Origin of the sequence: Corynebacterium sp. AOP40-4SA-5 (assembly GCF_052377355.1) — a bacterium.
In the GTDB taxonomy this organism is placed as follows: domain Bacteria; phylum Actinomycetota; class Actinomycetes; order Mycobacteriales; family Mycobacteriaceae; genus Corynebacterium.
Window position 1 is genome coordinate 1 of the sequence record NZ_JBQSWS010000031.1, and the last position, 25023, is coordinate 25023.

At 69.7% G+C, this 25023-nt stretch carries 18 protein-coding genes; 4 read left to right on the forward strand and 14 right to left on the reverse strand.

Going from position 1 to position 25023, the window contains the following annotated elements:
• Window positions 1–262 precede the first annotated feature (262 nt).
• Genes ACT3S3_RS13970 through ACT3S3_RS13980 form a run of 3 tightly spaced genes read right to left on the reverse strand, consistent with a single transcriptional unit; the run spans window position 263 to window position 3295 of the window.
• Entirely contained in the window at window positions 263–1495 is a 1233-nt protein-coding gene (locus ACT3S3_RS13970) for a multidrug effflux MFS transporter (RefSeq protein WP_441579377.1), read from the reverse strand.
• The gene (locus tag ACT3S3_RS13975; RefSeq protein ID WP_441579367.1) at window positions 1488–2300 is read right to left on the reverse strand and encodes an ABC transporter permease; all 813 of its coding nucleotides are present in this window, start codon (window positions 2298–2300) and stop codon (window positions 1488–1490) included. The genes ACT3S3_RS13970 and ACT3S3_RS13975 overlap by 8 nt, the downstream gene beginning before the upstream one ends.
• The gene (locus tag ACT3S3_RS13980) at window positions 2300–3295 is read right to left on the reverse strand and encodes an ABC transporter ATP-binding protein (RefSeq protein WP_441579368.1); all 996 of its coding nucleotides are present in this window, start codon (window positions 3293–3295) and stop codon (window positions 2300–2302) included. The genes ACT3S3_RS13975 and ACT3S3_RS13980 overlap by 1 nt, the downstream gene beginning before the upstream one ends.
• 74 nt (window positions 3296–3369) lie before the next feature.
• Here ACT3S3_RS13980 and ACT3S3_RS13985 point away from each other — a divergent pair, with 74 nt between their 5' ends.
• The 3 genes from ACT3S3_RS13985 to ACT3S3_RS13995 are packed head-to-tail and all read left to right on the forward strand — an operon-like array spanning window position 3370 to window position 8464.
• Window positions 3370–4815 (forward strand): hypothetical protein, encoded by a 1446-nt coding sequence (locus ACT3S3_RS13985; RefSeq protein WP_301443643.1) that lies wholly within the window; start codon window positions 3370–3372, stop codon window positions 4813–4815.
• A complete protein-coding gene (locus ACT3S3_RS13990; RefSeq protein ID WP_441579370.1) occupies window positions 4812–5951 on the forward strand; it encodes a glutamate ABC transporter substrate-binding protein in 1140 nt (379 codons plus the stop codon). The genes ACT3S3_RS13985 and ACT3S3_RS13990 overlap by 4 nt, the downstream gene beginning before the upstream one ends.
• Complete coding sequence (locus ACT3S3_RS13995) at window positions 5948–8464, forward strand: tetratricopeptide repeat protein (RefSeq protein WP_444614991.1); 2517 nt, start codon at window positions 5948–5950, stop codon at window positions 8462–8464. Before ACT3S3_RS13990 ends, ACT3S3_RS13995 begins: the two co-directional genes overlap by 4 nt.
• Window positions 8465–8487: 23 nt before the next feature.
• Here the strand turns inward: ACT3S3_RS13995 and ACT3S3_RS14000 are convergent, their stop codons facing one another.
• The 11 genes from ACT3S3_RS14000 to ACT3S3_RS14050 all read right to left on the reverse strand — a co-directional run bounded on the left by ACT3S3_RS14000 (window position 8488) and on the right by ACT3S3_RS14050 (window position 23126).
• Window positions 8488–9705 (reverse strand): acetate kinase, encoded by a 1218-nt coding sequence (locus tag ACT3S3_RS14000; RefSeq protein ID WP_301443280.1) that lies wholly within the window; start codon window positions 9703–9705, stop codon window positions 8488–8490.
• A 16-nt stretch (window positions 9706–9721) separates the two neighbouring features.
• Window positions 9722–11137 (reverse strand): phosphate acetyltransferase, encoded by a 1416-nt coding sequence (gene pta / locus ACT3S3_RS14005; protein ID WP_301443279.1) that lies wholly within the window; start codon window positions 11135–11137, stop codon window positions 9722–9724.
• A gap of 208 nt (window positions 11138–11345) precedes the next feature.
• Window positions 11346–12326 (reverse strand): sulfite exporter TauE/SafE family protein, encoded by a 981-nt coding sequence (locus ACT3S3_RS14010; RefSeq protein ID WP_301443278.1) that lies wholly within the window; start codon window positions 12324–12326, stop codon window positions 11346–11348.
• The gene (locus ACT3S3_RS14015) at window positions 12323–13087 is read right to left on the reverse strand and encodes a sirohydrochlorin chelatase (protein ID WP_441579373.1); all 765 of its coding nucleotides are present in this window, start codon (window positions 13085–13087) and stop codon (window positions 12323–12325) included. The genes ACT3S3_RS14010 and ACT3S3_RS14015 overlap by 4 nt, the downstream gene beginning before the upstream one ends.
• 2 nt (window positions 13088–13089) lie before the next feature.
• Window positions 13090–14442 carry a sulfate adenylyltransferase subunit 1 gene (locus tag ACT3S3_RS14020; RefSeq protein WP_441588296.1) on the reverse strand — a complete coding sequence of 451 codons (1353 nt, stop codon included), beginning with the start codon at window positions 14440–14442 and terminating at the stop codon, window positions 13090–13092.
• On the reverse strand, window positions 14442–15374 hold the full coding sequence (gene cysD / locus ACT3S3_RS14025) for a sulfate adenylyltransferase subunit CysD (protein WP_301443465.1): 933 nt from the start codon (window positions 15372–15374) through the stop codon (window positions 14442–14444). Before cysD ends, ACT3S3_RS14020 begins: the two co-directional genes overlap by 1 nt.
• The gene (locus ACT3S3_RS14030) at window positions 15356–16192 is read right to left on the reverse strand and encodes a phosphoadenylyl-sulfate reductase (RefSeq protein ID WP_301443466.1); all 837 of its coding nucleotides are present in this window, start codon (window positions 16190–16192) and stop codon (window positions 15356–15358) included. The genes cysD and ACT3S3_RS14030 overlap by 19 nt, the downstream gene beginning before the upstream one ends.
• Window positions 16193–16514: 322 nt before the next feature.
• Entirely contained in the window at window positions 16515–18353 is a 1839-nt protein-coding gene (locus tag ACT3S3_RS14035) for an ABC transporter ATP-binding protein (protein WP_441579375.1), read from the reverse strand.
• Window positions 18350–19999 (reverse strand): ABC transporter transmembrane domain-containing protein, encoded by a 1650-nt coding sequence (locus ACT3S3_RS14040; protein WP_441579376.1) that lies wholly within the window; start codon window positions 19997–19999, stop codon window positions 18350–18352. The genes ACT3S3_RS14035 and ACT3S3_RS14040 overlap by 4 nt, the downstream gene beginning before the upstream one ends.
• Before the next feature lie 76 nt (window positions 20000–20075).
• Complete coding sequence (locus ACT3S3_RS14045; protein ID WP_301443469.1) at window positions 20076–20270, reverse strand: hypothetical protein; 195 nt, start codon at window positions 20268–20270, stop codon at window positions 20076–20078.
• Window positions 20271–20288: 18 nt separating this feature from the next.
• On the reverse strand, window positions 20289–23126 hold the full coding sequence (locus ACT3S3_RS14050) for a nitrite/sulfite reductase (protein WP_444626949.1): 2838 nt from the start codon (window positions 23124–23126) through the stop codon (window positions 20289–20291).
• Between the two features lie 441 nt (window positions 23127–23567).
• Here ACT3S3_RS14050 and ACT3S3_RS14055 point away from each other — a divergent pair, with 441 nt between their 5' ends.
• Window positions 23568–24998: an FAD-dependent oxidoreductase gene (locus ACT3S3_RS14055; RefSeq protein WP_444614992.1), complete on the forward strand. Its 1431-nt coding sequence runs from the start codon at window positions 23568–23570 to the stop codon at window positions 24996–24998.
• Window positions 24999–25023: the final 25 nt, after the last annotated feature.

Genomic DNA, 25023 nt, shown 5'->3' on the forward strand with positions numbered 1-25023 from the left:
ATGTGCGAAGCGGATGGCGTCGGCGCGGGTGCGGGCGCGTAGGGCGCGGGCGGTGGCGAGGCGTTCAGTGCCGGCGATGTCGCGGAGGTGGGCGATCAGGACGATTTCGCCGAGGTTGAGGTGGCGTTGGATGTCGTCCATGCTCATCGCGGGTGTGGTGTTGTCGGTGGTCATGACCCTGGTTCCCCCTTTGTCCGTTTGTTGGACGAAGTGTACCTCAGGGCACGGACATGAATGACCCACGTGTTCGAATGAACACCACCTAGGACTTTTGCTGCCGCGCCCCGCGCCTACCGTAGAGACCACCGACTGCGGCGACGCAGGCGCACACCACCATGACCGTGGCCATGGTCAGCAGACCGTCCTCCCCCAGCCCCACCAGCGGCGCGACGATGCCGGCGGCGAGGAACTGCCCGGCACCCAGCAGTGCCGAACCCGCCCCCGCACGCCCCGGTGTCAGGTCCATCGCCAGGGCGGTCGTGTTGCCCAGGTTCAGGCCCGTACCGATCGTCGCCACGAAGGTGAAGACGATCACCGGCACCAGCGAGTGCACCGTCAGGGCGATGACGAGCAGCCCGAGACCACCGGTGATCAGCAGGACCTGCCCGATCGCCTGCATCCGGGCGGGACCGACCAGGGCCACGACCCGGGCGTTGACCATGTTCGCCAGCACCAGTGCCACCGCGTTGCCGGCGAAGACCAGGCTGAACTGGGACGCGGTGAGCCCGAACTGCTCCTGCATCACGAAGGACGAGCCGGAGACGAAGGCGAAGAAGCCACCGAAACCGATGGCGAAGGCCACGAGGTGCCCCATGTACGGGCCCACGCGGAACAACCCGGCCATGCGCCGGTACACCACGAGCATCGCGCCCTCGGTGCGTTTCTCCGCCGGATGGGTCTCCGGCAGGAGCACGGCAACCAGCACCTGGGCCACGGCGATGCCCGCCAGCGTCCAGAACACCGCCCGCCACCCTGCCAGGCCGGCGACGGCGCCACCCACCACGGGCGTGACGATCGGGGCGACGGAGGTGAAGATCATCATCGTCGACAGGGCCGCCGCCGCGGAGGCGCCGGACAACCGGTCGGCGATCATCGAGCGTCCCAGCGTCACCGCCGCGCCACCGGCGGCACCCTGGAAGAAGCGCACCACGATGAAGAGCCAGATGGACGGCGCCAACGCGCACACGACGGACGCCGCCAGGCCCACCACGGTGGCCGCGACCAGCAGGCGGTGGCGTCCTGCGCGGTCGGAGAGCGGCCCCACCACGAGCTGGCCGACGGCCATCCCGACCATGAAGGCGGTGATCGTCAGCTGGGTGAGGGAGGCCGTGGTCCCGAGGTCGTCGGTGATCTCGGGCAGCGACGGCAGGTACATGTCCGTACCGAAGGGACCGCCGGTGGACAACAGCGCGATGCCGGCGAGCATCGCCAGGGAGATCGTCGCAGCAGATCCCCCCGTACCCCGGGTCTGTGCCCGGGAGGAGTCGTCACGCATCACGTCGACGCAGCGTGACCGCACCGATGACGAAGACGACGAGGCAGACCACCACGAAGTAGAGCACCGAACCGTTCTGACCCCACGGCGCGTCCGCGATGTCGTTGAGGTTCACCGCCGAGCCGATGTTGTTGAACGGGAGGTACTGGGGAACCCAGTCCTTCACCTTCGGCACCATCGAGACGATGTCCTCGAGGACGAGGACCCACAGCAGCAGGACGGCCATGGCACCGGCGGTGCGGCGCACCAGGTACGCCACGCCGATCGCCAGGGCGACCGCGCCGAGCGAGTAGATCACCATGCGCAGGACGACCGTCCAGGCGTCGTCGGCGGACAGGGAGATGTTGGACAGGAGCGCGTCGTCGTCGATCTGGGTGCCGGCCGCCCACCGGGTCACGAGCACGCTGATCACGGCGGACACGAGCGTGACCACCGCGGCGATCACGCCGTAGACGATGAACTTGGCCACCGGCAGCTGCCAGCGCTTCGGCACCGCCAGCACATTCGACTTGGCGGTGTTGTTGCCGTACTCGCCGGTGACCAGCAGCGCACCCTGGATCAGGAGGATCATCACCCCGAAGAGCTGCAGACCCAGCAGGGCGCTGGAGACGGTGAGCCCCTCCACGCTGGCGGCGGCGAGCTCCGCGTTGCCGTCGTCGACGGCCATGTTGTAGTTCATCGCGTTCGCCCACCCCATGAACCCGCCGAAGGCCACGGAGAAGACGACGATGAGCGCGGAGGTCCAGTAGACCGCCTTGGTGGTGCGGATCTTGATCCACTCGGCGTTGATCGTGTGTGCGAGCATTACTTCTCCCCCTCGGAGGTCGGGGTGGTCGGCAGGGCGCTGAGGTCGGGGACGTCCCCGATGCCGTCGGGCCCGTCGCCCAGGTTCGCGTGGTAGTCCACCGCGTGCCCGGTCATCCGCATGAACGCGTCCTCCAGGGAGGCGCGACGCTCGCTGAGCTCACGCAGCAGCAGACCGTAGGTGTAGGCGATGGCGCCGACCTCGTCGGGTTCGGTGTCCTCCAGGACGAGGATGTCGCGGCCGTCGTCGTCGGTGCTCTGCTCGAAGGCCACGGACTCCTCCCTGAGCGCATTCTTCATCTCCGGCAGGTGGTCGGTGCGCACCACCGTGGTCGCCGTGGAGGCGTTCTTGATGAAGTCGTGGGTGGAGGTGTCCGCCACCAGCCGGCCACGGCCGATGACCACCAGGTGGTCGGCGGTCTGCGCCATCTCACTGAGCAGGTGCGAACTGATCATGACCGTGCGACCCTCGGACGCCAGGTGACGCACGAAGTCACGGACCCACCGGATACCCTCCGGGTCCAGACCGTTGACCGGCTCGTCCAGGATCAGGACCTCCGGGTCGCCCAGCAGGGCGACGGCGAGGCCGAGGCGCTGGCCCATACCCAGGGAGAAGTTCCCGGCCTTCTTGCCGGCGACGTCGCTCAACCCGACGAGGTCGAGGACCTCGTCCACCCGCTTGCGCGAGAATCCGTTCGCCGCCGCCAGCCACCGCAGGTGGTTCGCCGCGGTGCGGTTGGGGTGCACCCACTTGGCGTCCAGCAGCGTGCCGACCTTGTGCAGCGGCTTGGCGTACTGGTCGTAGCGCATCCCGTCGATGGTGGCGGTGCCGGCGGAGGCACGGTCGAGGCCGACGATCATACGCATGGTGGTGGACTTGCCTGCACCGTTCGGCCCCAGGAATCCGGTGACGATCCCCGGCTGCACCGAAAAGTTCAGGTCGTCCACGACGGTCGCGGAACCGTACCGCTTGGTCAAGGATTCGACGTCAATCATGTCCCCCATCGTGCCATACGCCACTGACCCCGGGTGCTGACACTTCTTCGCCCCTCGAATGTAGGATGTCCTACATGCCCGTGCCGACACGAGATCCGAGTGACGGGGCCACCGATCCGGCCTCGACCGGCACGTTCACGACCCTGGACGAAGGCACCGCGATCGGGCCCGGCGGCCGTCGCCAGGACACCGACCGGTGGATGGACGACACCACCACCGACGGCCACGGCTCACGCCGGCTGAGCGTCTTCACCCCGGCGATGGAGGTCCCCCGGCGGTTCCGCCGCTTCGTCTCCACGACACCGGGCCTGCTGACCGTGGTCTCGGTGATCCTGGTCCTGGCGATCCTCGCCGCCGGCGGCGCGATGGCCGCCCAGTCGTCCAAGCAGCAGGGCTCGCTGAACACCCTGGTCAACCGGACCGAGCCGGTCTCCTTCGCCGCCCAGGAGCTGTACAACTCCCTGTCGGTCGCCGACTCGGTGGCGACCACCGGCTTCGTGGAGGACGCCGCGGGCGGCGCCGACACCGACGCGTCCTACCGCGAGGCCGTCGACATCGCCTCCCGGGCGATCATCCGCGCAGCCAACGGCATCGACGACCCGTCCACCCGCGAGATGGCGTTGATCCTGGAGATCCAGGAGAAACTGCCGATCTACACCAGCCTGATCACCGAGTCCGGGGTGAACAACCGGCAGGCCAACCCGGTCGGTGCCGCCTACGTGACGCAGGCGAGCACGATGATGCAGGAGGAGATCCTCCCGGCCGCGGGAGAGCTGTACTCCAACACCAGTTCCGAGGTCGCCGAACAGCAGCTCGCCCTGACCAAACCCGGCTGGTTCGCCATGTCCGGCCTGGTCGCCGCGGTCCTGCTGCTGCTCGTGGCCCAGTTCTGGCTTGCCGCGCAGACCAACCGGCGGATCAACGGCGGCTACGCCGCGGCGACGGTGCTGATGACCCTGTCGCTGCTGTGGGCCGGTGGCGCGGCGCTGACCACCTGGACCGACGGCACCCGCGGGCTGGACGGCACCGCCCAGCCGTTGGAGTCGCTGACCTCGCTGCGCATCACCGTGCAGCAGACCCGAACCACCGAGGCCCTGGGCCTGGTGCAGCGCGAGTACACCGACGACACCCAGACCAACTTCTCCGACCAGGTCACCCGCCTGGACAGCGGGCTGGAGGCGCTCCGCAACACCGTCGGCGACCGGGACGTGCTCGACGAGGCGCGGGAGAACCTGCGTGCCTGGGACAACGCCCACGCGCAGATGCTGGCCCACGTCCAGCAGGGCGACTACGCCGCCGCGATCAACGCCACCATCGGCGACTCCGACACCCACCCCTACCAGCAGCTGGACGAGAACCTGCGCTCGTTGATCGACGACACCCGTGACCAGTTGCGCACCTACCTCGCCGATTCCCGTGTCTCCGCCCAGCAGGTCTCCGCGCTGGTGATCCTGCTGGGCATCCTCTCTGCCCTCTGCATCATCTACGGAACCCGGCCCCGCCTCCAGGAGTACCTGTGAACACGCACCCCCGCCTCCGTACCGTCCTCACCTGCGTCGTGGCGGCCGGTTCCCTGGTGCTGGCGTCCTGTGCGACGAACGACCAGGAACTGCAGCAGTGGCCGGACGAGCCGAACCCCACGCTCGCCCTGCCCAACGGCTCGTCGCTGTCCGACAACGTCGACGACCTCTCCACGCACACCAGTGAGGAGAGCGATGACTCCTCGCGCGGCACCTACGGTTCGCTGCGTCCGGACGTTGAACCGGACACCGGGGAGGACGTCTCCCCCGCCCGGCGCGTGCCCGAGATCATCGAACGCGGCCGCCTGGTGGTGGGCGTCGCCCAGTCGCTGAACCAGGTCGGTTTCCGCGACCCGGTGACCGGCGAGCTCGCCGGTTTCGAGATCGACCTCGCCCGCGAGGTCGCCCGCGACATCTTCGGCGACCCGACCAAGATCGAGTACCGCTACGTGGAGGGCAACGACCTGGAGGACGTCCTGGCCGCCGGGGCGGTGGACCTCGTGGCGCGCACGTTCACGATCACCCCGGCACGCCAGGAGCAGGTGGAGTTCTCCGTGCCGTACCTGACCACCTACCCGCGCATCCTGGCGATGCGCGACTCCGGCATCGAGGACGAGGACGACCTGGACGGCAAGACGGTCTGCGTGACACGCGACTCCACGAACCTGCAGGCACTGCGCGACGAGGTGCCGCACCGCGACATCCTGGCCACCCAGACCTGGTCGGACTGCCTGATGGCGATGCAACGCCAACAGGTCGACGCGATCTACTCCGACTCCGCGATCCTCTCCGGGCTGCAGGCCCAGGACCCCTACACCGAGATCGTCGGCGACGACTCCGACGGCACGGACTACGGGATGGCCGCCGCCCTGCCGCAGCAACGTGACACCACCGGTCTGATCCGGCAGGTGAACTCCACGATGGAGCGCATCCGCGACGACGGCACCTGGGACCGGATCTACGACCGGTGGCTCGCCGGCTACCTGGGTGAGGCCGACCCGCCGCCCGCGGAGTACCGTTCCGCGGCGGAGAACCGGGAGCTCAACGCGGTACGCGAACGCGTCAGTTCAGCCAGTTCGGACGACTCGAACGACTCGAACGACTCGAACGGATCCGGAAGCGAGGACGACCAGTGACGAACTCCGACGAGCAGCGCCCGGACGACCGACCGTCCGAGGGACCCGCCACCGAGGCGACCTTCTTCGACCCCTTCGCCGACGACGATGACGAGTCCACCGACGGCGCCGCGCACAGCGGCGGCGGCAGTGACGGCGGCGCCGACACCGACACCGACACCGACGGCGACAGCGAGCCCACCGGCGGCGAGTCGACGCAGGCGACGCCTTTCGACCCCTTCGCCGACGACAGCGAGCCCACCCCGGTCCCTGAAGTCGCTGACGGCACAACCAGTACAGCTGGCACGGCCGGTGACAGCACCAACGCCACCGACCGCCAGCCCACCGTCGACTCCGGTGAACGCAGCCGCCGCGAGGCCCTGTCGACCTTCCGCCGCCGCCGCGGCACCTCCCGCGCCGGCGCGGAGGTCGCCGGCGGCATGGTCCGTCTCCCCTTCATCCCCCCGACGAACCCGCAGGACGCCGTCATCAGCGACGACGCCATCGCCAAGGCCGTCGAGGACGGGACGGACTCCCCCGTCCTGCAGCCCGGCGACATGGTCGCCGCCCAGTACGAGGTCCTCGGGCCGATCGCCCACGGTGGGCTGGGCTGGATCTACCTCGCCGTCGACCACAACGTGTCCGACCGCTGGGTCGTGCTCAAGGGGATGATGGCCACCACCACCGCGCACGAGCGTGCCGTGGCCGAGTCCGAGCGGGCCTTCCTCGCCGACATCACCCACCCCGGGATCGTGAAGATCTTCAACTTCATCGACGACCCGCGCAGTCCCGGCGGGTTCATCATCATGGAGTACGTCGGTGGGCCGTCGTTGCGCCACCGGCGCCGGCGTCAGCCGGGCAACACCCTGCCCATCGACATCGCCATCGGCTACATCCTCGAGGTCCTGCCCGCCCTGGACTACCTGCACTCCCGCGGCGTGGTCTACAACGACCTCAAGCCGGACAACATCATCATCACCGAGGACCAGGTCAAGCTCATCGACCTGGGTGCGGTGTCCGGCATCGGCGCCTTCGGCCACATCTTCGGCACCCGCGGTTTCCAGGCCCCGGAGATCTCGCGCACCGGGCCGACCATCGCCAGCGACATCTACACCGTGGGACGCACGCTGGCCAGCCTCATCGTGAAACTGCCCGTCACCGACGGGGTGTACGACCGTGGCCTGCCCACCCCGAACGACGAGCCGCTGTTCCGCAAGTACCTGTCGTTGTACCGCCTGCTGCTGCGCGCCACGGACGAGAACCCCGAGCGCCGCTTCACCTCCGCCGGGGCGATGGCCAACCAGATCATCGGTGTGCTGCGTGAGGTCCTCGCCATCCGCGACGGACGCCAGTACCCGCACCTGGACACCCGCTTCACCGCACAGCGTTCCACCTTCGGCACCAAGCACCTGCTCTTCCGCACCGACCAGCTGATCGACGGCATCGAGCGCTCCGTGGAGGCCACCGCGCCCGAGGTCATCGCCGCGCTGCCGACCCCGCTGACCGACCCGAACGACCCCGGGGCGTCCCTGCTGTCCGCGGCGAGCCTGACCGAGCCCAGCGAGGTGCTGGACACCCTGAAGGCCGCGCAGAAGCAGCCGGACCTCTCGTCGTCGACGGAGATCCCGCTGACCATCGTGCGCGCCCAGCTCGACCTGGGTATGACCACCGAGGCGGTGCTGACCCTGCGGGGCATGGACGACCGCTTCCACCGCGACTGGCGCCACCAGTGGCTCTCCGGGGTCTCCAACCTGCTGACCAGTGACTACGTCACGGCGCAGGCCTGTTTCAACGAGGTGCTCAACACCCTGCCCGGTGAGCCCGCCCCGAAGCTGGCCCTGGCCGCCACCGACGAGCTGATGCTGCAGCACCAGGGGATGAACACCACCCGCCTGCTGGACTCCACGGTGCAGAAGGCGGCCCTGGCGTTGACCTACACGCAGGGTGCGCAGCAGTCCCCCGACTACAGCGAGGTCCCGGGCTGGACGCACCTCTCGCAGGATCCGGTGGCGCTGCGCTTCCACACCATCCGGCTCTACGGGCTGGTGTGGGCGACGAACGCCTCGACGGTGTCCGCCGCGTTCGGCCTGGCCCGCCAGCTGCACGCCGAAGGGCTTGTGGACGCCGCAGTCGCCGCGCTGGACCGCGTCCCGCAGTCCTCGCGGCACCACCGCATGGCGCGCCTGACCACGGTGCTGATGCTCATCACCGAGCAGTCCACGCTCAACGAGGCGCGTCTGCGCCGCGCGGCCCGGCGCCTGGAGATCCTGCCCACCAACGAGCCACGCATCCCCCAGGTCCGCCTGGCGGTGATGGCCTCGGCGCTGGACTGGCTGCGGGCCCAGCAGGAGAAGTCGGAGGCTCCGGTGCGCGTGGCGAAGGCCCCGCTGTTCGACGTGGAGTTCACCGAGCGGGGCCTTCGGGCCGGAATCGAGCAGGGGTTGCGCGACATCGCGCGCCAGTCCCCCTTCGCCAGGCACCGCTTCCGGCTGGTCGACATGGCCAACCGGATCCGGCCGCGGACCTGGTTCTAGAGGCGCAGGCTCACCCGGGCGGCTCAGGCCTGGGAGAGCTTCAGCGCGGCGCGGGCGATCGCCAGCTCCTCGTTGGTTGGAACGACCAGCACCTTGACCGCGGAGCCCTCGGTGGAGATCACCCGCGGGCCCTCCACACCTTCCTCGTTGCGGTTGCGGGCGTCGTCGATCTCGATGCCGAAGTTCTCCAGGTCGGCCATGGTGTCGCGGCGGATGCCGACGTGGTTCTCACCGACACCGGCGGTGAACACCACCGCGTCGAGGCGTCCGAGCTGCAGCATGAAGGCACCCACGTAGCGTCGCACGCGGTGGACGTAGATGTCGTAGGCCTCCTTCGCGTTCTCGTCGCCCTCGTTGATGAGCTCCTGGATCAGGCGGAAGTCGTTGGCACCGGCCAGCCCCTTCAGCCCGGAGCGCTTGTTGAACAGGGTGTCGATCTCGTCGATGGTCATCTTGCCCTCACGGTAGAGGTGGAAGATGATGCCGGCGTCGATGTCGCCGGTACGCGTACCCATGACCAGGCCCTCCAGCGGGGTCAGGCCCATGGTGGTGTCCTGGGGCACGCCGCCGCGGATCGCCGCCATGGACGCGCCGTTGCCCAGGTGCAGGGTGATCTGGTTGATGTCCGCGGCGTCCTTGCCGAGGACACCCGGGACGAGGCCGGAGACGTACTGGTGGCTGGTGCCGTGGAAGCCGTAGCGCCGGATGTGGTACTGGTCGGCGACCTCACGGTTCAGACCGTAGCGCGAGGCGGCCTCCGGGAGGGTGTGGAAGAAGGCGGTGTCGAACACGGCGACGTGCTCGACATCCGGCAGCAGGGTGCGGGCGTTCTCGATGCCGTCGATGTTGGCCGGGTTGTGCAGCGGAGCCAGCGGGATGAGCGAGCGCATGTCCTCGACGATCTCGTCGTTGATCACGACGGGCTCGGAGAACTTGCTGCCGCCGTGGACCACACGGTGGCCGACCGCGGAGATGTCGAGGTCCTGGGGTCCCACGCCGAGCAGGGACATCATGCCGAAGGCACGTTCCAGGCCCACGGAGTGGCTCAGGATCGGGCGACGGTCCTCGATGGTCTGGTCTTCGGTGATGAGCTTGATGTGGCCGCGGCTCTCGCCGATCTGCTCGACCAGGCCGGAGAGGAACGGGCCGCTCTGGGCGTCGGCGTTCAGGTCGATGACCTGGAACTTGATCGACGAGGATCCGGAGTTGAGGACGAGGACGTACGTTTTGCTCGAGGTCATGGGAAGGTCCTTTCGGTTAGTTTCCGGCCTGGATTGCGGTGATGGCGACGGTGTTCACGATGTCGGGGACGGTCGCCCCGCGCGACAGGTCGTTGACCGGCTTGTTCAGTCCCTGCAGGATCGGGCCGACGGCGAGGGCGTCGGCGGTGCGCTGCACGGCCTTGTAGGTGATGTTGCCGGCGTTGAGGTCCGGGAAGACGAACACGGTGGCCTTGCCCGCCACGTCGGAGCCGGGCATCTTCTTCTGGCCGACGGATTCCACGACCGCGGCGTCGAACTGCAGCGGGCCGTCGACCTCGAGGTCGGGGTCCTGCTCCCGGGCGATCTGCACGGCCTCGGCCACTGCCTCCACGTCCTCACCCGCACCGGAGCTGCCGGTCGAGTAGGACAGCATCGCGACCTTGGCGTCGATGCCGAACTGGCTGGCGGTCTTGGCCGAGACCACGGCGATCTCGGCGAGCTGCTCGGGGGTGGGGTCCGGGTTGACCGCGCAGTCACCGAAGGCCCACAGCACCCCGTCCATGACCATGAGGAAGATCGAGGAGACGATGGAGGCGTCCGGCGCGGTCTTGATGATCTGGAAACTGGGCTTGATGGTGTGGGCGGTGGTGTGCGCCGCCCCGGAGACCATGCCGTCGGCCTTGCCGAGGTGGATCATCATGGTGGCGTAGTAGGAGATGTCCTTCATCGTCTCCCGCGCCTCGTCGATGGTCACGCCCTTGGCCTTGCGTAGTTCGGCGAACTCCTCGGCGAAACGCTCGAGGTCGTCGCCGGAGGTGGGGTCGGTCAACGTCGCGGAGCTCAGGTCGTACCCGAGTTCGTGTGCGCGTGAGGCCATGGTCGCCGGGTCGCCGAGGATCGTCAGGTCGCAGACGCGGCGGGCGAGCAGCTGGTGCGCGGCCTCGAGGATGCGGTCGTCGTCGCCCTCGGGCAGGACGATGTGCGCCTTGGCGGCGCGGGCCTGGGCGATCAGGTTGCGTTCGAAGACCTCGGGCCCGATGACCGGGGTGCCCGGCTCTGCCTGGCCGACGGTGTCCAGGGCGACGAAGGACACCGCGGTGCCCTCGGACTCCAGGGCGGACGACGACGCCTCGGGCCGGTCGAGCAGCGAGATCCCGCGCGGGACGCGTCCGGAGCGCACGAGCTGCCCGGAGACCTGCTGGAGCTGGAGGTGGTCCTGCTCGCCGCCGGCGATGAGGAAGTGGGCCACGCCTGCGGCGGCGGCCAGCCGGGAGTCGAACATGGGCTCGCCGGTGCCGACGAGGACGTCCTCGCTGTTGGTCAGGGCGGTCTCAAGGGCGGCGCTGAAGTCTGGCGCGGCGGGGCGGAGTGTCTCGAAGATGTCCGTCACCGGGCCCTGGAGGCTGGTGATCAGTTCGTCTCGGCGTCCTGCGGCGGTGGCGATCGGGCTGAGCACGGCTCGAACGGTCACGGGGTCTCCTTCACATGGTCGACGGTCCCCGGCACATCCGGTGTGTGGTGTCGCACCCCGGGTGCGGGGGATGTTCCTCCCCCATTGTGCCGTGAATCACTCAACCCGACCAACGCAATGGTGTCCGATTGATCTCAATACCCCCATTACTGTGCTTTAACCCACCCGACCCGGGGGTGAAAGCGGCGGTGCACCCGGGCTGGGGGTGTCATCTTTGTGCGTCTACGGCGATAACTACCGGGCCGGACGCCTCGGACGCGCCGGACGGCCCGGCCGCAGCGGTCGCTGCCGCCGCTGCGGCCGTCCTGCGTCGGCGGGCGAGCAGGGCGCGGCCGATCACGACCAGGCACAGCGTCACCGTCACGGCGGTGAGCAGACCCCCGGCCCACCCCAGCGAGGCGCTGACCCGGGCGCCGTTGAGCGCCACCAGCACCGCGCCGACGATGCCGCCGAGCACGTCCGGCTTGATGACCGTCACGATCCACGCCGCGATGGGTGCGCCGATCAGACCGCCGATCAGCAGGCCGAGGACGGGCTGCCAGGAGTCGTGCACCTGCTCCAGGCCGATGATGAAGCCGAGGGAGGCCGACACCGCGACGAGGAACTCGGCGGTGTTCACGGTGCCGATGATCTTGCGCGGCTCGCTACGCCCCACGCTCATCAGCGAGGAGGTGGTGACCGGCCCCCAGCCGCCGCCCCCGGAGGCGTCGAGGAAACCGCCGCCGAGCCCGAGGGTGACCAGGCCCAGGCGCGAACGCCGCGACCCCGAAGACACCGGTACGGTTTCGCCTGTGTCGCCGGGGTCCCCGCCCTCCGGCTTCTTCCACGGCACCAGCACGCTGCGGATCAGCACGTAGGCGCCGAGCAGCAGGAGCAGTGTGGAGACCACCGGTTCGGCCGACTCGGTGGACAGCCCGGACAGCACCGTCGCCCCGGCGAAGGCGCCGACGGCACCGGGGATGCCGAGGAAGACGACGGTCGGCCAGTGCACGTTGTTGAGCCGCCAGTGCGCCAACCCGGAGAACAGGGTCGTGCCGACCTCGGCGAAGTGCACGGCGGCGCTGGCCTGCGCCGGGGCGGTGCCGGACAGGATGAGCATCGTGGTGGCGGTGACGCCGAAGGCCATGCCCAGCGCCCCGTCCACGAGCTGGGCCATCAGGCCGGCGACGGCGAACAGCAGCAGTTTCACCGGGGTCCCTCCTCTCCTTGTACTTCGACGACGGCGTTGATCCGGGACACGACCAGGGGTGCGACGGCGGTACCCAGGGGTTCACCGAGTGAGACCGGCACGTCGAGCTCACCGAGTCGGTCGACGGCGATGTCCCAGAGCCGGCCCGGGCAGATGAACAGCGGCTCGACGGCCACGGGGTTTCCGGTGCCGGCGGTGCCGCCTGTACCGGCGTCTTCCACGCAGGACGCCAGGGCGTCCGGTCCGGTCGACGGCCCGCCGGTGGCGACGCGCGCGTACGCGGGGACGCCGAGGTGGCGTCCGACGTCCTGCGCAAGGGCCGCGACGGTGTCGTTCGCCCCGGCCACGCTGGAGCCCACGGAATAAAGGACGAGGGAAGCTGCCGTATGGCGGGCGGCGATACGCACGGCGAGCAGCCCGGCGAGGTCCTCGCCGGTGCCCACTCCACCGGCCAGGTGCAGGTCCATGCCGGTTTCCGCGGTGGCCTCGGCGATCGCCTCGGGCACGTCGGTGGTCATGTGGAAGGCGGTGGTGAACAGCAGCGGGACGATAACCGCCTCGCGGTGCCCCTCGGCCGCCAGCACCCGGGTGACGGTGGTCAGCGTGGAGGGCGAGAAGTCGAGGTAGGCGGCGCGCACGACGCCGCCGGTGAGACCGGCGACGGCGTCGGCGATGTCGACGACCGCGGCGTCCGACGCCGGGTGCCGGGAGCCGTGCGCCAGGCAGATCACCGGGACGCGCGCTCCGGCCTCCCCCGGCACGGTCAGCCCTGGTTCCCCTCGGTGACCAGCCCGGCGGTGAGCGTGTCACCGGTCGACGGGTTGATCAGCAGGAAGGAACCGACGCGGCCGCCACGGCGGTAGGCCTCGAAGGGCAGCGGCTCGGCGACGGTGACGCGCACCTCGGCGATGTCGTTGAGGGCGAGCTCGGTGCCGAGGTCGCCGTCCTCCTCGTTCTCGTCGAGGATGTGCACGCGGCTGACGATCTCGTCGACGCGGGCACGCACGGTGGCGGAACCGTAGCGCAGCAGGACGTTGCCGCGGACCTTCACCGGCGTCTCGGCGAGCTGGAAGACCAGCGCGTTGACGGAGTTCGACGGGGCCGGGACCGCGTCACCCTCCACGTCGGAGGCGATGAGGTCGCCACGGGAGATGTCGATGTCGTCGGCCAGGCGCAGGGTCACGGACTCGCCACGCTCGGCGCGTTCCTGCTCCCCGGCCGGGCCGTCGATGCCGGCCACGGTGGTGGTGCGGCCGTCATGGCCGCCGACCGAGACGGTGTCGCCGACGGCGACGGAACCGGACGTGAGGCGTCCTGCGTAGCCGCGGTAGTCGGTGGCGTGGTCGCGGATGACGACCTGCACCGGGAAGCGCAGACCGCGGACCTTGCCGGCGTTGACGCGGGCCGGGCGGGCCTTCTCCAGGATGTCGAGCACGGTCGGGCCGCCGTACCAGGGGGTGTTCTCCGACGGGGAGACCACGTTGTCGCCGAGCAGCGCGGAGGTCGGCACCACGTCGATCTTCGGCAGGCCCAGCTCCCCGGCGAGGTCGCGGACCTCGGAGGTGATCGAGCGGAAGATGCCCTCGTCGAAGTCGACGGCGTCGATCTTGTTCACGGCGACGACCACCTGGGAGGTCTTCATCATCGCGGCCACGGTGAGGTGGCGGCGGGTCTGCTCGATCACGCCGTTGCGTGCGTCGATCAGCACGATGACCAGGTCGGACGTGGACAGTCCGGTCACGGTGTTGCGCGTGTACTGCACGTGGCCGGGGCAGTCGGCCAGGATGAAGGAGCGCTTGTCGGTGGCGAAGTAGCGGTAGGCCACGTCGATGGTGATGCCCTGCTCACGCTCGGCGCGCAGGCCGTCGACCAGCAGGGACAGGTCCGGGTTCTCCAGGCCCTTGGCGGCGGAGACGCGCTCCACCGCCTCGTACTGGTCGGCGAGGATGGACTTGGTGTCGTGCAGCAGGCGTCCGACGAAGGTGGACTTGCCGTCGTCGACGGAGCCGGCGGTGCACAGGCGCAGCGTCGGGACGGTGGAGTTGTCGACGTTCTCGGCGTCGGCGTTCTCGGCGGCGCTGTCGGCGCTCACGGGGGTGGCGGTAGCGGCGGTCATCAGAAGTAACCTTCCTTCTTGCGGTCCTCCATGGAGGACTCGGAGAGCTTGTCGTCGGCACGGGTGGCGCCACGTTCGGTGGTGGTGGACAGGCGGATCTCGTCGATGACCTCGTCGATCGTCGCCGCGTCCGACAGGACCGCGCCGGTGCAGGACATGTCACCGACGGTGCGGTAGCGCACGGTACGGGTCTCCACGGTCTCGCCCTCGGCGGGACCGCCCCACTCGCCGGCGGTCAGCCACATGCCGCCACGGGCGAAGACCTCACGGTCGTGGGAGTAGTAGATGTCGGGGATCTCGACGTCGCGGGCACGCAGGTAGTCCCAGATGTCGGCTTCCGTCCAGTTCGAGATCGGGAACACGCGGATGTTCTCGCCCGCCTGGTGGCGGCCGTTGTACAGGCCCCACAGCTCGGGACGCTGCCGGCGCGGGTTCCAGCCGCCGAAGGAGTCGCGCACGGAGAAGACCCGCTCCTTGGCGCGCGCCTTCTCCTCGTCGCGGCGGGCGCCGCCGAGCACGGCGTCGTAGCCGCGGTCCTGGATCGTCTCGACCAGCGGGACGGTCTGCAGCGGGTTACGGGTGCCGTCCGGACGCTCCTGGATCGCGCCGGAGTCGATCCAGTCCTGCACGTGCGCGACGTGCAGGGTGATGCGCGGGTCCTCGGCGACGCGGTCGCGGAACTCGATGACCTCCGGGAAGTTGTGCCCGGTGTCGACGTGCACCAGCTCGAAGGGCACCGCCGCCGGGGCGAAGGCACGCTTGGCCAGCTCCAGGACGACGACGGAGTCCTTGCCGCCGGAGAACAGCAGCGCGGGACGCTCGAACTGGCCGGCGACCTCGCGCAGGATCTCGATGGCCTCGGCCTCGAGGCTGGCCAGGTGGGGGGTCAGGGTGGAGTGTTCTGTCGCAGTAGTCACAGGTGGAGTCCGCATTCTGTCTTGGTTGAGTTGGCCCAACGGCCGGAACGGGGGTCGTCGCCGGGGGCGACCGGCATGGTGCAGGTCGCGCACCCGATGGAGGGGTAGCCCTGGCGGGTCAGCGGGTGGATGATCAGGTCGTGGGACTCGATGTAGTCCTCGACGTCCTGGTCGCTCCACGCGGCGATCGGGTTGATCTTCAGCCGGCCGGTGCGGTCCACGTCCAGGATCGGGGTGTCCTTACGCAGTTCGCTGTCGACCCGCTTCACACCGGAGATCCACGCCTCGTAGGGGTTGAGCATCCGGGCCAGCGGCTCGACCTTGCGCATCCGGCAGCAGGCCGTGGGGCTGCGCTTGTACAGGTCGCGGCCGTAGACCTCGTCCTGCTTCTTCACGGAGTAGACCGGCTCCACGGTGCGCAGCGGCAGCGTGTAGCGCTCGTCCACGTCCTTGGCCACGTCGATGGTCTCGTCGAAGTGGTAGCCGGTGTCGAGGAAGACCATCTCCGCGTCGTGGACACGGCCCTCGGCGAGTTCGGCCAGGACGGTGTCCTGCATGGACATGGTGACCGCCACCGTGCCGGTGACGTGCTCGTTGACCCAGTCGAGGATCTGCTCGGCGGTGGCGCCGTCGAGCTTGTCGTTCCACTCGTCGACGAGTGCCTGGTGGGCGGCGGTCTGCTCCTCGGTGAGGTGGGTGGTCGTCGTCGGCGCGCCCTCCGGGCTGACCTCCGGGTCCGTGAGCGCCGGAGCCTCCTGCTCTGCCCGGGTGCCGGTCACGCCGATCAGGCCGGTGAGAGTCGCGAATCCGACCTCTGGTCCTGTGTTCGTCATTCCTGCTCTTCTTCCCTGCCGTTCGCCGGTTGGTCTCTGGGGGTGTTGCCGTGCTGCCGTGTTGCTGTGTCGGGCTGTCGTCGTCACGTGTGGATCGCGGTACGACCGGCACCCAACAGACCGGTCGGTCTGCGCCATAGGGCACAAGACTAGAGCAGAGCGACCACCGGAGCAACCGGTTTTTCATGTATGGACCCAAGTATCATTTGTTGATACTGGTCAACAGCCATGCATCCCATAGACCGAGAGGTCTGCAATCGCCGTGTCCCCCACCGTCGGCCCCCTGCCCGACGGATTCCTTTCGCCTTGAATCCAGGCTCCCCTACCGGCCGCGCGACCAGACCTCCCACAGTTGGGCGTAACGTCCGCCGGCGGCCACGAGGTCGTCGTGGGGACCCTGCTCCACGATGCGGCCGTCCTCCATCACCAGCACCTCGTCCGCCAGACGCGCCTGGTCCAGGCGGTGCGCCACCGTCAACGCGGTGCGCCCCTCGGTGAGCCGCCGTGCCGCGGCCTCCAGGGCCTGTGCGCCGGCCGAACCGGCCTCGGCCGTCGCCTCGTCGAGCACCACCACCCGCGGATCGCGCAGCAGCACCCGGGCCAGGGCGATCTGCTGGGCGACCACCGGGTCCGCCACCAGGCCACGGGCACCGACCACGGTGTCCAGTCCGTCGGCCAACCGGCGGAACCAGTCCCCGGCACCGACCTGCTCCAGAGCGTCGACGAGGGTGTCGTCGTCGACGCTGCCGGACTCCTCGTCCACCGCCAGGCCCAGGTCGTCGCGCAGCGTCCCGGAGAAGGTGTGCACCTCCTGCGACACCAACGCCAACCGGTCGGCACGCTCGTCGTCGGACAGGGCCGTGACAGCCACCCCGTCCACCGTGACCGCACCGGCGCTGGGCTCACGCAGCCCCGCCAGCAGGGTGGCGACGGTCGTCTTGCCCGCCCCCGAGGCACCGACCAGGGCCACCGTGCGCCCGGGTTCGATGGTGAAGTTCACGTCCTCCACCGCCCAGGAATCCGTCCCGTAGCGGAAGTCCACGCCGGACAGGCGCACCTCGCCGCGCGGCGCGGGCGCCCCGGCGTCCTGCACCGGACGCGGCGGGTCCACCGTCACGCCCACGATGCGCGCCAGGGAGGCGTAGCCGGACTGCGCCACGTCCAGCACCCGCATGATCTGCTGCAACGGGCCACGCACGCGGATGAGCATCAGCGTCGCCGCGGTCACCGCGCCCACCCCCAGCACACCGTGGTCGACCAGCACGAAGCCGAGCACGATCGCGGTGCCGAGCATCACGAGCTCGGCGACGAGCATCTTGTTCATCAGCACGACCATCACGCGGTTGGCGCTGACCGCGTTGGTCATCACCTGGCGCGAGGAGTCGGCGATGCGGCCGTGCATCTCCTCCTCCATCCGGAAGGCGCGCACCGTGGCCCGGCCGTGGATGGCCTCCAGGACGCGGCGGGCGCGCAGCCCCATCGACGCCCGCTCCGCGGCGTACAGCGCAGGCGCCCGACGCAGGTAGGACCGGGCGGCGAACCAGTACACCGGGGACACCACCAGGATGATCAGCAGGAAACGCCAGTCCACGGTCAGCAGGCTGATCGCCGTGGCACCGATGACGAACACCGCGCCCGACAGGATCGGCAGCGCCTCCATGATCGCCGCGGACACCTGGGCCACGTCGTCGGTCGAGCGGCTGACCACGTCGCCGGTGCCGGCGTCCTCCACCTCGTGCATAGGCAGGCCCAGGGCCGTCCCCACCATCTGCTCACGCAGGTTGGCGATCAGTCGCTCGGACAGGCGGGCGAGGATGAAGTAGCCGGCCCCGTTGAACACGCCGGCGCCGACGGCCACCGCGACCATCACCGCGGCGGTGCGCCACAGGTCGCCCTCGGCCCGGGCGACATCGGAGGTCGCCGAGGCGGTGGACACGATGTCGACGATGCGCCCGAGCAGCCGCGGGATGGTGACCGTGCAGGTCGACCCGATCGCCAGCAGCACGAAGGCGAACAACGCCTGGCTGCGCGCGTGCGGCACCGTGCGCGCCTGCGCTGCGACCTCGCGGCGCGCCTGCGCCCACGTGGCCAGCGGGAAGGTGCGCACCGGCTCGCCGTCGTCCCCACCGGTGTTCACCGGTGCCAGTGACGCCGCCCTCATCGCGACACCTCCGTATCTGCGTCTGCTGCTCCGGCGAGCGCGGCGACCTCGGCGACCTCGGCCGGTCCCCACTCGCGGTCCGCGGCGACGTGCCACGCCGGGGCGTCGCTGACGACGAGCACCCGGTGCGACGCGCGCGCCTCCGTACCGTCTGTACCGTCTGATCCACCGCCGTAGAGGCGTCCGACGCGTTCGGCGATGTGCTGCTCGGTCACCGAGTCCACCGCGGTGGTCGGGTCCGACAGCACCAGCAGTTCGGGGTCCGCGGCGACCGCGCGGGCCAGGGCGACACGTTGGCGTTGCCCGCCGGACAGCCGCCTGCCGCCCTCCCCCACCGACCGGTCCGGGCCGCCCGGGATGTCCGAGCAGTCGGCGACCTCCAGGGCGGACGCTGCGACCTGCGGGTCCGGGTGGACGTTGTCGCGTACCGACCCGTCGAAGAGGTCGGCGCCATGCGGGGCGACGACGACCCGCTGGCGCGGCAGCCGCGCCAGCTCCCCGAGCATCCCCGGCGCCACCCCGGCTGCACCGCGCACGACGGTGACGCCGGACGGCACGGCGGCGAGCACCGCCGCGGTCGTGGCGTCCGACGCCTCGTCCGGCGTGGCGAACGGCGCGTTGAGCACCTCACGCACGCGGCGTCCCGACGCCGCAGAGATCGCCACCCGGGTGGCGAAGTTGCGGCCCAGCATCGTCATCGGCATGACCACGTACTGCGACAGGCCGACCACGGTGATCAGCTGGCCCACGCTGAGTCCGTCGTGCAGGGCGATCCAGCCGGCGGTGACGCCGATGGCGACGACGTACACCGCACCGACGGACTCGGTGACCATCGTCAGGCGCGCCTCCGCGGCGTTCGTGCGCACCGTGGCGTCCAACGCGGTGGACGAGTAGCCGTGGTAGCGGCGACGCATCGTGGCCACCACGCCCAGACCCTTGACGATGCGCAGGCCCTGGACGGCGTCGGCGGCCGCGGCCGCGGCCTGCGCGAGCGCCTGCTGACGGTCCGCCGCCCGGCTGCGCAGCGGACGCGCCGCACGCACCGACAACGCCACGACCAGCGGTGCACCGACCAGCACGGCCAGGCCCAGCTGCCAGTGGATCGACAGCACCACGACCGCGACGTAGAGGATCGAACCGAGCTCGGCGACGGGGAAGACCGTCATCACCACGATCTCGGCGGCCTTGTTCGAGTCCGTCGACGCGATCGACAGCAGACCACCGGCGGTCCGCTCCCGTCCCCGGATGCCGCGCGGGTCCTGGATACGGTCGGTGACCGTGGTGCGCAGGTCGTGGCTGAGCTGCTGCAGGGTGATCTCCATGTAGCGGCGGGCGAACCACACCGCCACCGCGTTCACCGCGAACAGCACGACGAGCAGCCCGACCCACAGCACCAGGCGGTTCCACCGGCCGGTGGCGACCGCGTCGTCGATGGCGCGTCCGACCACGATCGAGGTCGTGGCGTTGCAGATGAACCCGGCGAGCATGCCGAAGGACGCCACGAGCTGGACGGGCCGCTGGGCGAAGGCGAGCTTCAGCAACCAGCGGCGGTCCGTGGGGTCCGGGAGTTTCGAGGGGAAGCTGCGGAGGAGTCCGGATCTGATCGTGTCGGTCCCGGTGTGTTCCCTCGTCGCATTTCCCGCCATGGGGGTTGAGCCTACAGCACGGGAAAGGGTGCCCTTGACGGGGAGTTATGCCCCGGGCGCGCGCTCAGGCACGCACTCAGACGCCGCGCTCGATGTGTCCGTGCAACTTCACGGAGAACACCCGGCAGCAGTCGCGGCACTGCCAGGCGTTGTCGGTCTCGGTGTCGGGGAAGAGGTTCTCCGACGTGCAGTACGGGCAGTTCATGACCGTCGCCCTCCTCGGGTTGGGGTGTGCGATCTTCCCGGGGATCCGGGAGTTCGTGTCGTCCATGTGTACTCCTGCTGCCGGTTACTGCAGCACGGCCTCGTCGGCGCGCAGCACCCAGTCGCGGAACTGCTCACCGTCGGTGCGCTGCTCCTTGTAGTGCTCCACGACGCGCACCACGTAGTCGTCCAGCTCGGCGGAGGTGACCTTGTGCCCACGCAGCTTCTTGCCGAAGTCCGGGTGCATGCCGATCGCGCCGCCCAGGTGGACCTGGAAGCCCTCCACGCGGTTGCCCTCGTCGTCGGTAACGATCTGGCCCTTCAGCCCGATGTCGGCGACCTGCGTGCGGGCGCACGAGTTCGGGCAGCCGTTGAGACTGATCTTCAGCGGCACGTCCAGGTCACCCAGACGCTCCTCCAGCTGGTCTGCCAGGGTGATCGCGCGCTGCTTGGTGGTCACCAGGGCGAGCTTGCAGAACTCCAGGCCGGTGCAGGAGATGATGTCGCGACGGAAGGACGACGGGCGGGCGGACATGCCCTCGACCTCGAGGGCGTCGACCAGGGCGTCGACCTTGTCGCGCTCGACGTTGAGGAAGATCAGCTCCTTGTCCGGGGTGGTGCGGGTGTCGGTGACCCCGTGGGCCTCCGCCAGGTCCGCCAGACGCTGCAGCTGGTCGCCCTCGGTGTGGCCCACGGTGGGCTTGACGCCCACGTAGAACCGGCCGTCGCGCTGCTCGTGCACGCCGACGTGGTCACGGTAGCCGGGGAAGACCTCCGGCTCCGGGCCGTCGGTGAGCTTGTGCCCCAGGTAGTCGTCCTCCAGGATGCGGCGGAACTTCTCGATGCCCCAGTCTGCGACGAGGAACTTCAACCGGGCACGGTTACGCAGCTTGCGGTAGCCGTAGTCGCGGAAGATCCGCACCACCCCGCACCACACCTCGGGCACCTCGTCGATGGACACCCACGCGCCGAGGCGCTGGGCCAGCATCGGGTTGGTGGACAGCCCACCGCCGACCCACACGTCGAAACCGGGGCCCTTCTCCGGGTGTTCGGAGCCGATGAAGGAGATGTCCTGGATCTCGTGGGTGATGTCCTGACGCACCGAGCCGGAGATACCGGACTTGAACTTGCGCGGCAGGTTGGCGAACTCGTCGCGGGTGAGCCAGTTCTCCTTGATCTCCCGGATCGCCGGGGAGGCGTCGATGATCTCGTCCTTGGCGATGCCGGCGACCGGGGAGCCCAGGATCACACGCGGCACGTCGCCGCAGCCGAAGAAGGTGTCCAGGTTCACCGCGGCCAGACGGTCCCAGATCTCCGGGACGTCCTCGATGCGGATCCAGTGCAGCTGGATGTTCTGCCGGTCGGTGAAGTCGGCGGTGCCGCGGGCGAAGTCGGTGGAGATGCCGCCGATGACGCGCATCTGCTCGGTGCTCATCATGCCGCCGTCCAGCCGGATGCGCATCATGAAGTAGCGGTCCTGCAGCTCGGCGTTGGACAGCACACCGGTCTGCTCACCGTCCATGTCCTGACGACGCTGGGTGTACATGCCGATCCACTTGAAGCGCGGGGCGAGGTCCTCGGCGGGGATGGAGTCGAATCCCTGCTTGGCGTAGATCTCGCGCACGCGGTCGGCGACGGCGAGGCCGGCGTCGTCCTGCTTGATGCGCTCGTCGTTGTTCAGCGGCTTCTTGCCGTCGATGAGCCACTGGCCCTGCGGCTTCGGCGCCGCACGGTCGGCCTTCTGCTCCTCGGTGAGCTCCACCGGTTCAGACGCTGCTGCCGCTGCTGCCTCGGCAGCTGACTGCTCCAGTGCAGCGTCCAGCGCCTTCGCCGCCTTCTGCACCGCCTTGCCGGCCTTCAGCTCGTTCCAGCGGGCCTTGCGCGCGGCGGAGAATGCCTCCTGGTTGTCCGGGTCCGCCTCGGTGGCGGCCTCGGCAGACTTCGTCGTCGCGGCGAGCTCGGCCTGCTCGGCCTCGGCACGCTGCAGGGCCTCGCGGGCCTCCACGACGGCAGCCGGTTCCGGGGCCGGCTCGGACGCTGCGTCGGTTGCAGCGTCGGACGCTGCGGCCGCCTCTGTGGCGGCCTGCTCCAGCGCGGCGTCCAGCGCCTTCGCGGCCTTCTGCACCGCCTTGCCGGCCTTCAGCTCGTTCCAGCGGGCCTTGCGCGCGGCCGAGAATGCCTCCTGGTTGTCCGGGTCCGCCTCGGTGGCGGCCTCGGCGGACTTCGTCGTCGCGGCGAGTTCGGCCGGCTCGGCTTCGGCACGCTCGAGAGCCTGGCGTGCCTCCACGACGGCGGCCGGTTCCGGGGCAGGTTCGGACGCTGCGTCGGACGCGGCGGGCGCCGTGGCGTCCTGCGCGCTTCCCGCGGTCTCGACCCCGGCGGCGGTGCCGGTGGCCTGCAGCGCCAGGGAGGCCTGCTGCTCGGCCAGTCGGATGGCGCGGGCAGCCTCGGCGAGCTGGGCGTCCTGCGGGTTCTCCGCGGCCGCACGCTCGGCGGCGAGCGCGGCGACGGACAGCACCGAGGCCCCCGACTGCACCAGCGACAAGGTCTCGCCCAGCGCCAGGCCCGCACCAGCCGGTGCGCCTGCGGCGGCCGGTGCGTCCTGCGCGGGCTGGGCGGGCTGGGCGCCCTCGGGGGCGGCGGCCGCAGCGTCCTGCGTGTCCTGGGATTCCTCCTCGGCGTTCTCGGCGGCGTTCTCGGCAGCCTCCTTCGCCTTCTTCAGCCCGCGGGCGGCCTTCTTCTGCGCGGCCCGGGCACGACGCGCGGCAGCGGCGAGCTGCTTGTCGTTCGGATCCGTCTCGGCGGCGGCCTCCGCGGCCTCCGTGGCCGCGGTGGCCTCGGCGACGCGCCCCTCGGCCTCCGCCACGGGGTCGCCGCCGGTGCTGGCAACGGTGTCGGGCTTCTCTTCGGTCGCCGTCGTCATACGATCACTTCTCCTGATCTTCCTGGTCTCGTTCCGGCCGTCGTGTCATGGACCGAGGGCGCTGGAGCCGGTCAGGACACCGGCATTGCAGACCGCTTGGTCTGCCCCAAAGGTGTCGCCCCAGACTAGACCGGTCTGTCCACGGATACAACGTAGGAGATGCTTACCCGGCGTGACGAGCACTTTCGCGATCCACCCTTGCCCGCGACAGACCAAGTGGTCTATAGTCTCTGCCTGACACCAGGTCACACCTGTACGTGACCCTCCTCACCGGTGCCGTGTCCGACAGCGTCGACACCTTGTCGACACTTTCCGTTCGGACGGGGGCGGACTAACGTACACGTACAAGACCACACCCCTGCCCGGCGGCAGATCGCCCCCGATCGATCCACCCCGGACTGCCGCACGAACCCGCCAACCACGGATTGGACCTACGCATTCATGTCTGACAACCGCCCCCTGCGCGTCGCCGTCATCGGATCCGGCCCGGCCGGCATCTACGCCTCCGACGCACTGATGAAGTCCGGCAAGGACGTCTCCATCGACCTCTACGAGAAGATGGCCGCCCCCTTCGGTCTCATCCGCTACGGGGTGGCCCCCGACCACCCGCGCATCAAGGGCATCATCAAGGCCCTGCACAAGGTCATGGACAAGCCCCAGATCCGGTTGCTCGGCAACGTCAACGTCGGTGAGGACGTCACCCTCGAGGACCTGAAGAAGCACTACGACGCGGTCATCTACGCCACCGGTGCCACCGACGACCGGGACCTGAACATCCCCGGCGGCGAGCACACCCACGGCGCCGGCAAGTTCGTGGGCTTCTACGACGCCAACCCGCACTTCGAGGACTCCTGGAACGTCGACGCCGAGTCGATCGCCGTCATCGGCGTCGGCAACGTGGGCCTCGACATCGCCCGTGTCCTGGCCAAGACCGGCGACGAGCTGCTCGTCACCGAGATCCCGGACAACGTCTACGCGTCCCTGAAGAACAACAAGGCCAAGGACGTGCACGTCTTCGGCCGCCGCGGCCCCGCCCAGGCGAAGTTCACCCCCCTGGAGCTCAAGGAGCTCAACCACTCCGACACCATCGAGGTCGTCGTCAACCCCGAGGACATCGACTACGACGAGGGCTCCGAGAACGCCCGCCACAACTCCAAGATCACCGACCAGGTGTGCACCATCCTGGAGAACTACGCCGTCGCCGAGCCCAAGGGCGCACCGCACAAGCTCTACCTGCACTTCTTCGAGTCCCCCGTCGAGGTCAAGACCGACGACGACGGCAAGGTGACCACGCTGGTCACCGAGCGCACGGAACTCGACGGCACCGGCGGAGTGCGCTCCACCGGTGAGCTGACCGAGTGGAACGTGGGCCAGGTCTACCGCGCCGTGGGCTACAAGTCCGACGAGCAGAAGGACCTGCCGTGGGACGGCAAGGAGAACGTCCTGCCCAACGTCGGCGGACGCGTCCTGACCGAGGGCCCCACCGCCGACGGCATCGCCGGCGTCCCCGGCTCCGCCGACCCGGAGGCCGAGCTGCGTGAGACCATGCCCGGCGTGTACGCCACCGGTTGGATCCGCCGCGGCCCGGTCGGCCTGATCGGCAACACCAAGGGCGACGCCAACGAGGCCGTCGCCAACCTCCTCGCCGACTACGACGCCGGCATCGGCTTCGGCCCCGACGCCCCCGGCGAGGACGACGTGATCGAGCTCCTGCACTCCCGTGAGGTCGACTACACGACCTGGGAGGGCTGGTACAACCTCGACGCCCACGAGCGCGCCTTGGGCGAGGCCGAGGGCCGCGAGCGCAAGAAGGTCCGCTCCCACGAGGAGATGGTCCACTACTCCAGCGGCGAGGCACGCGTGAAGGCGTAGTAGCGCGCCTGCAGCGGGTCCCTTG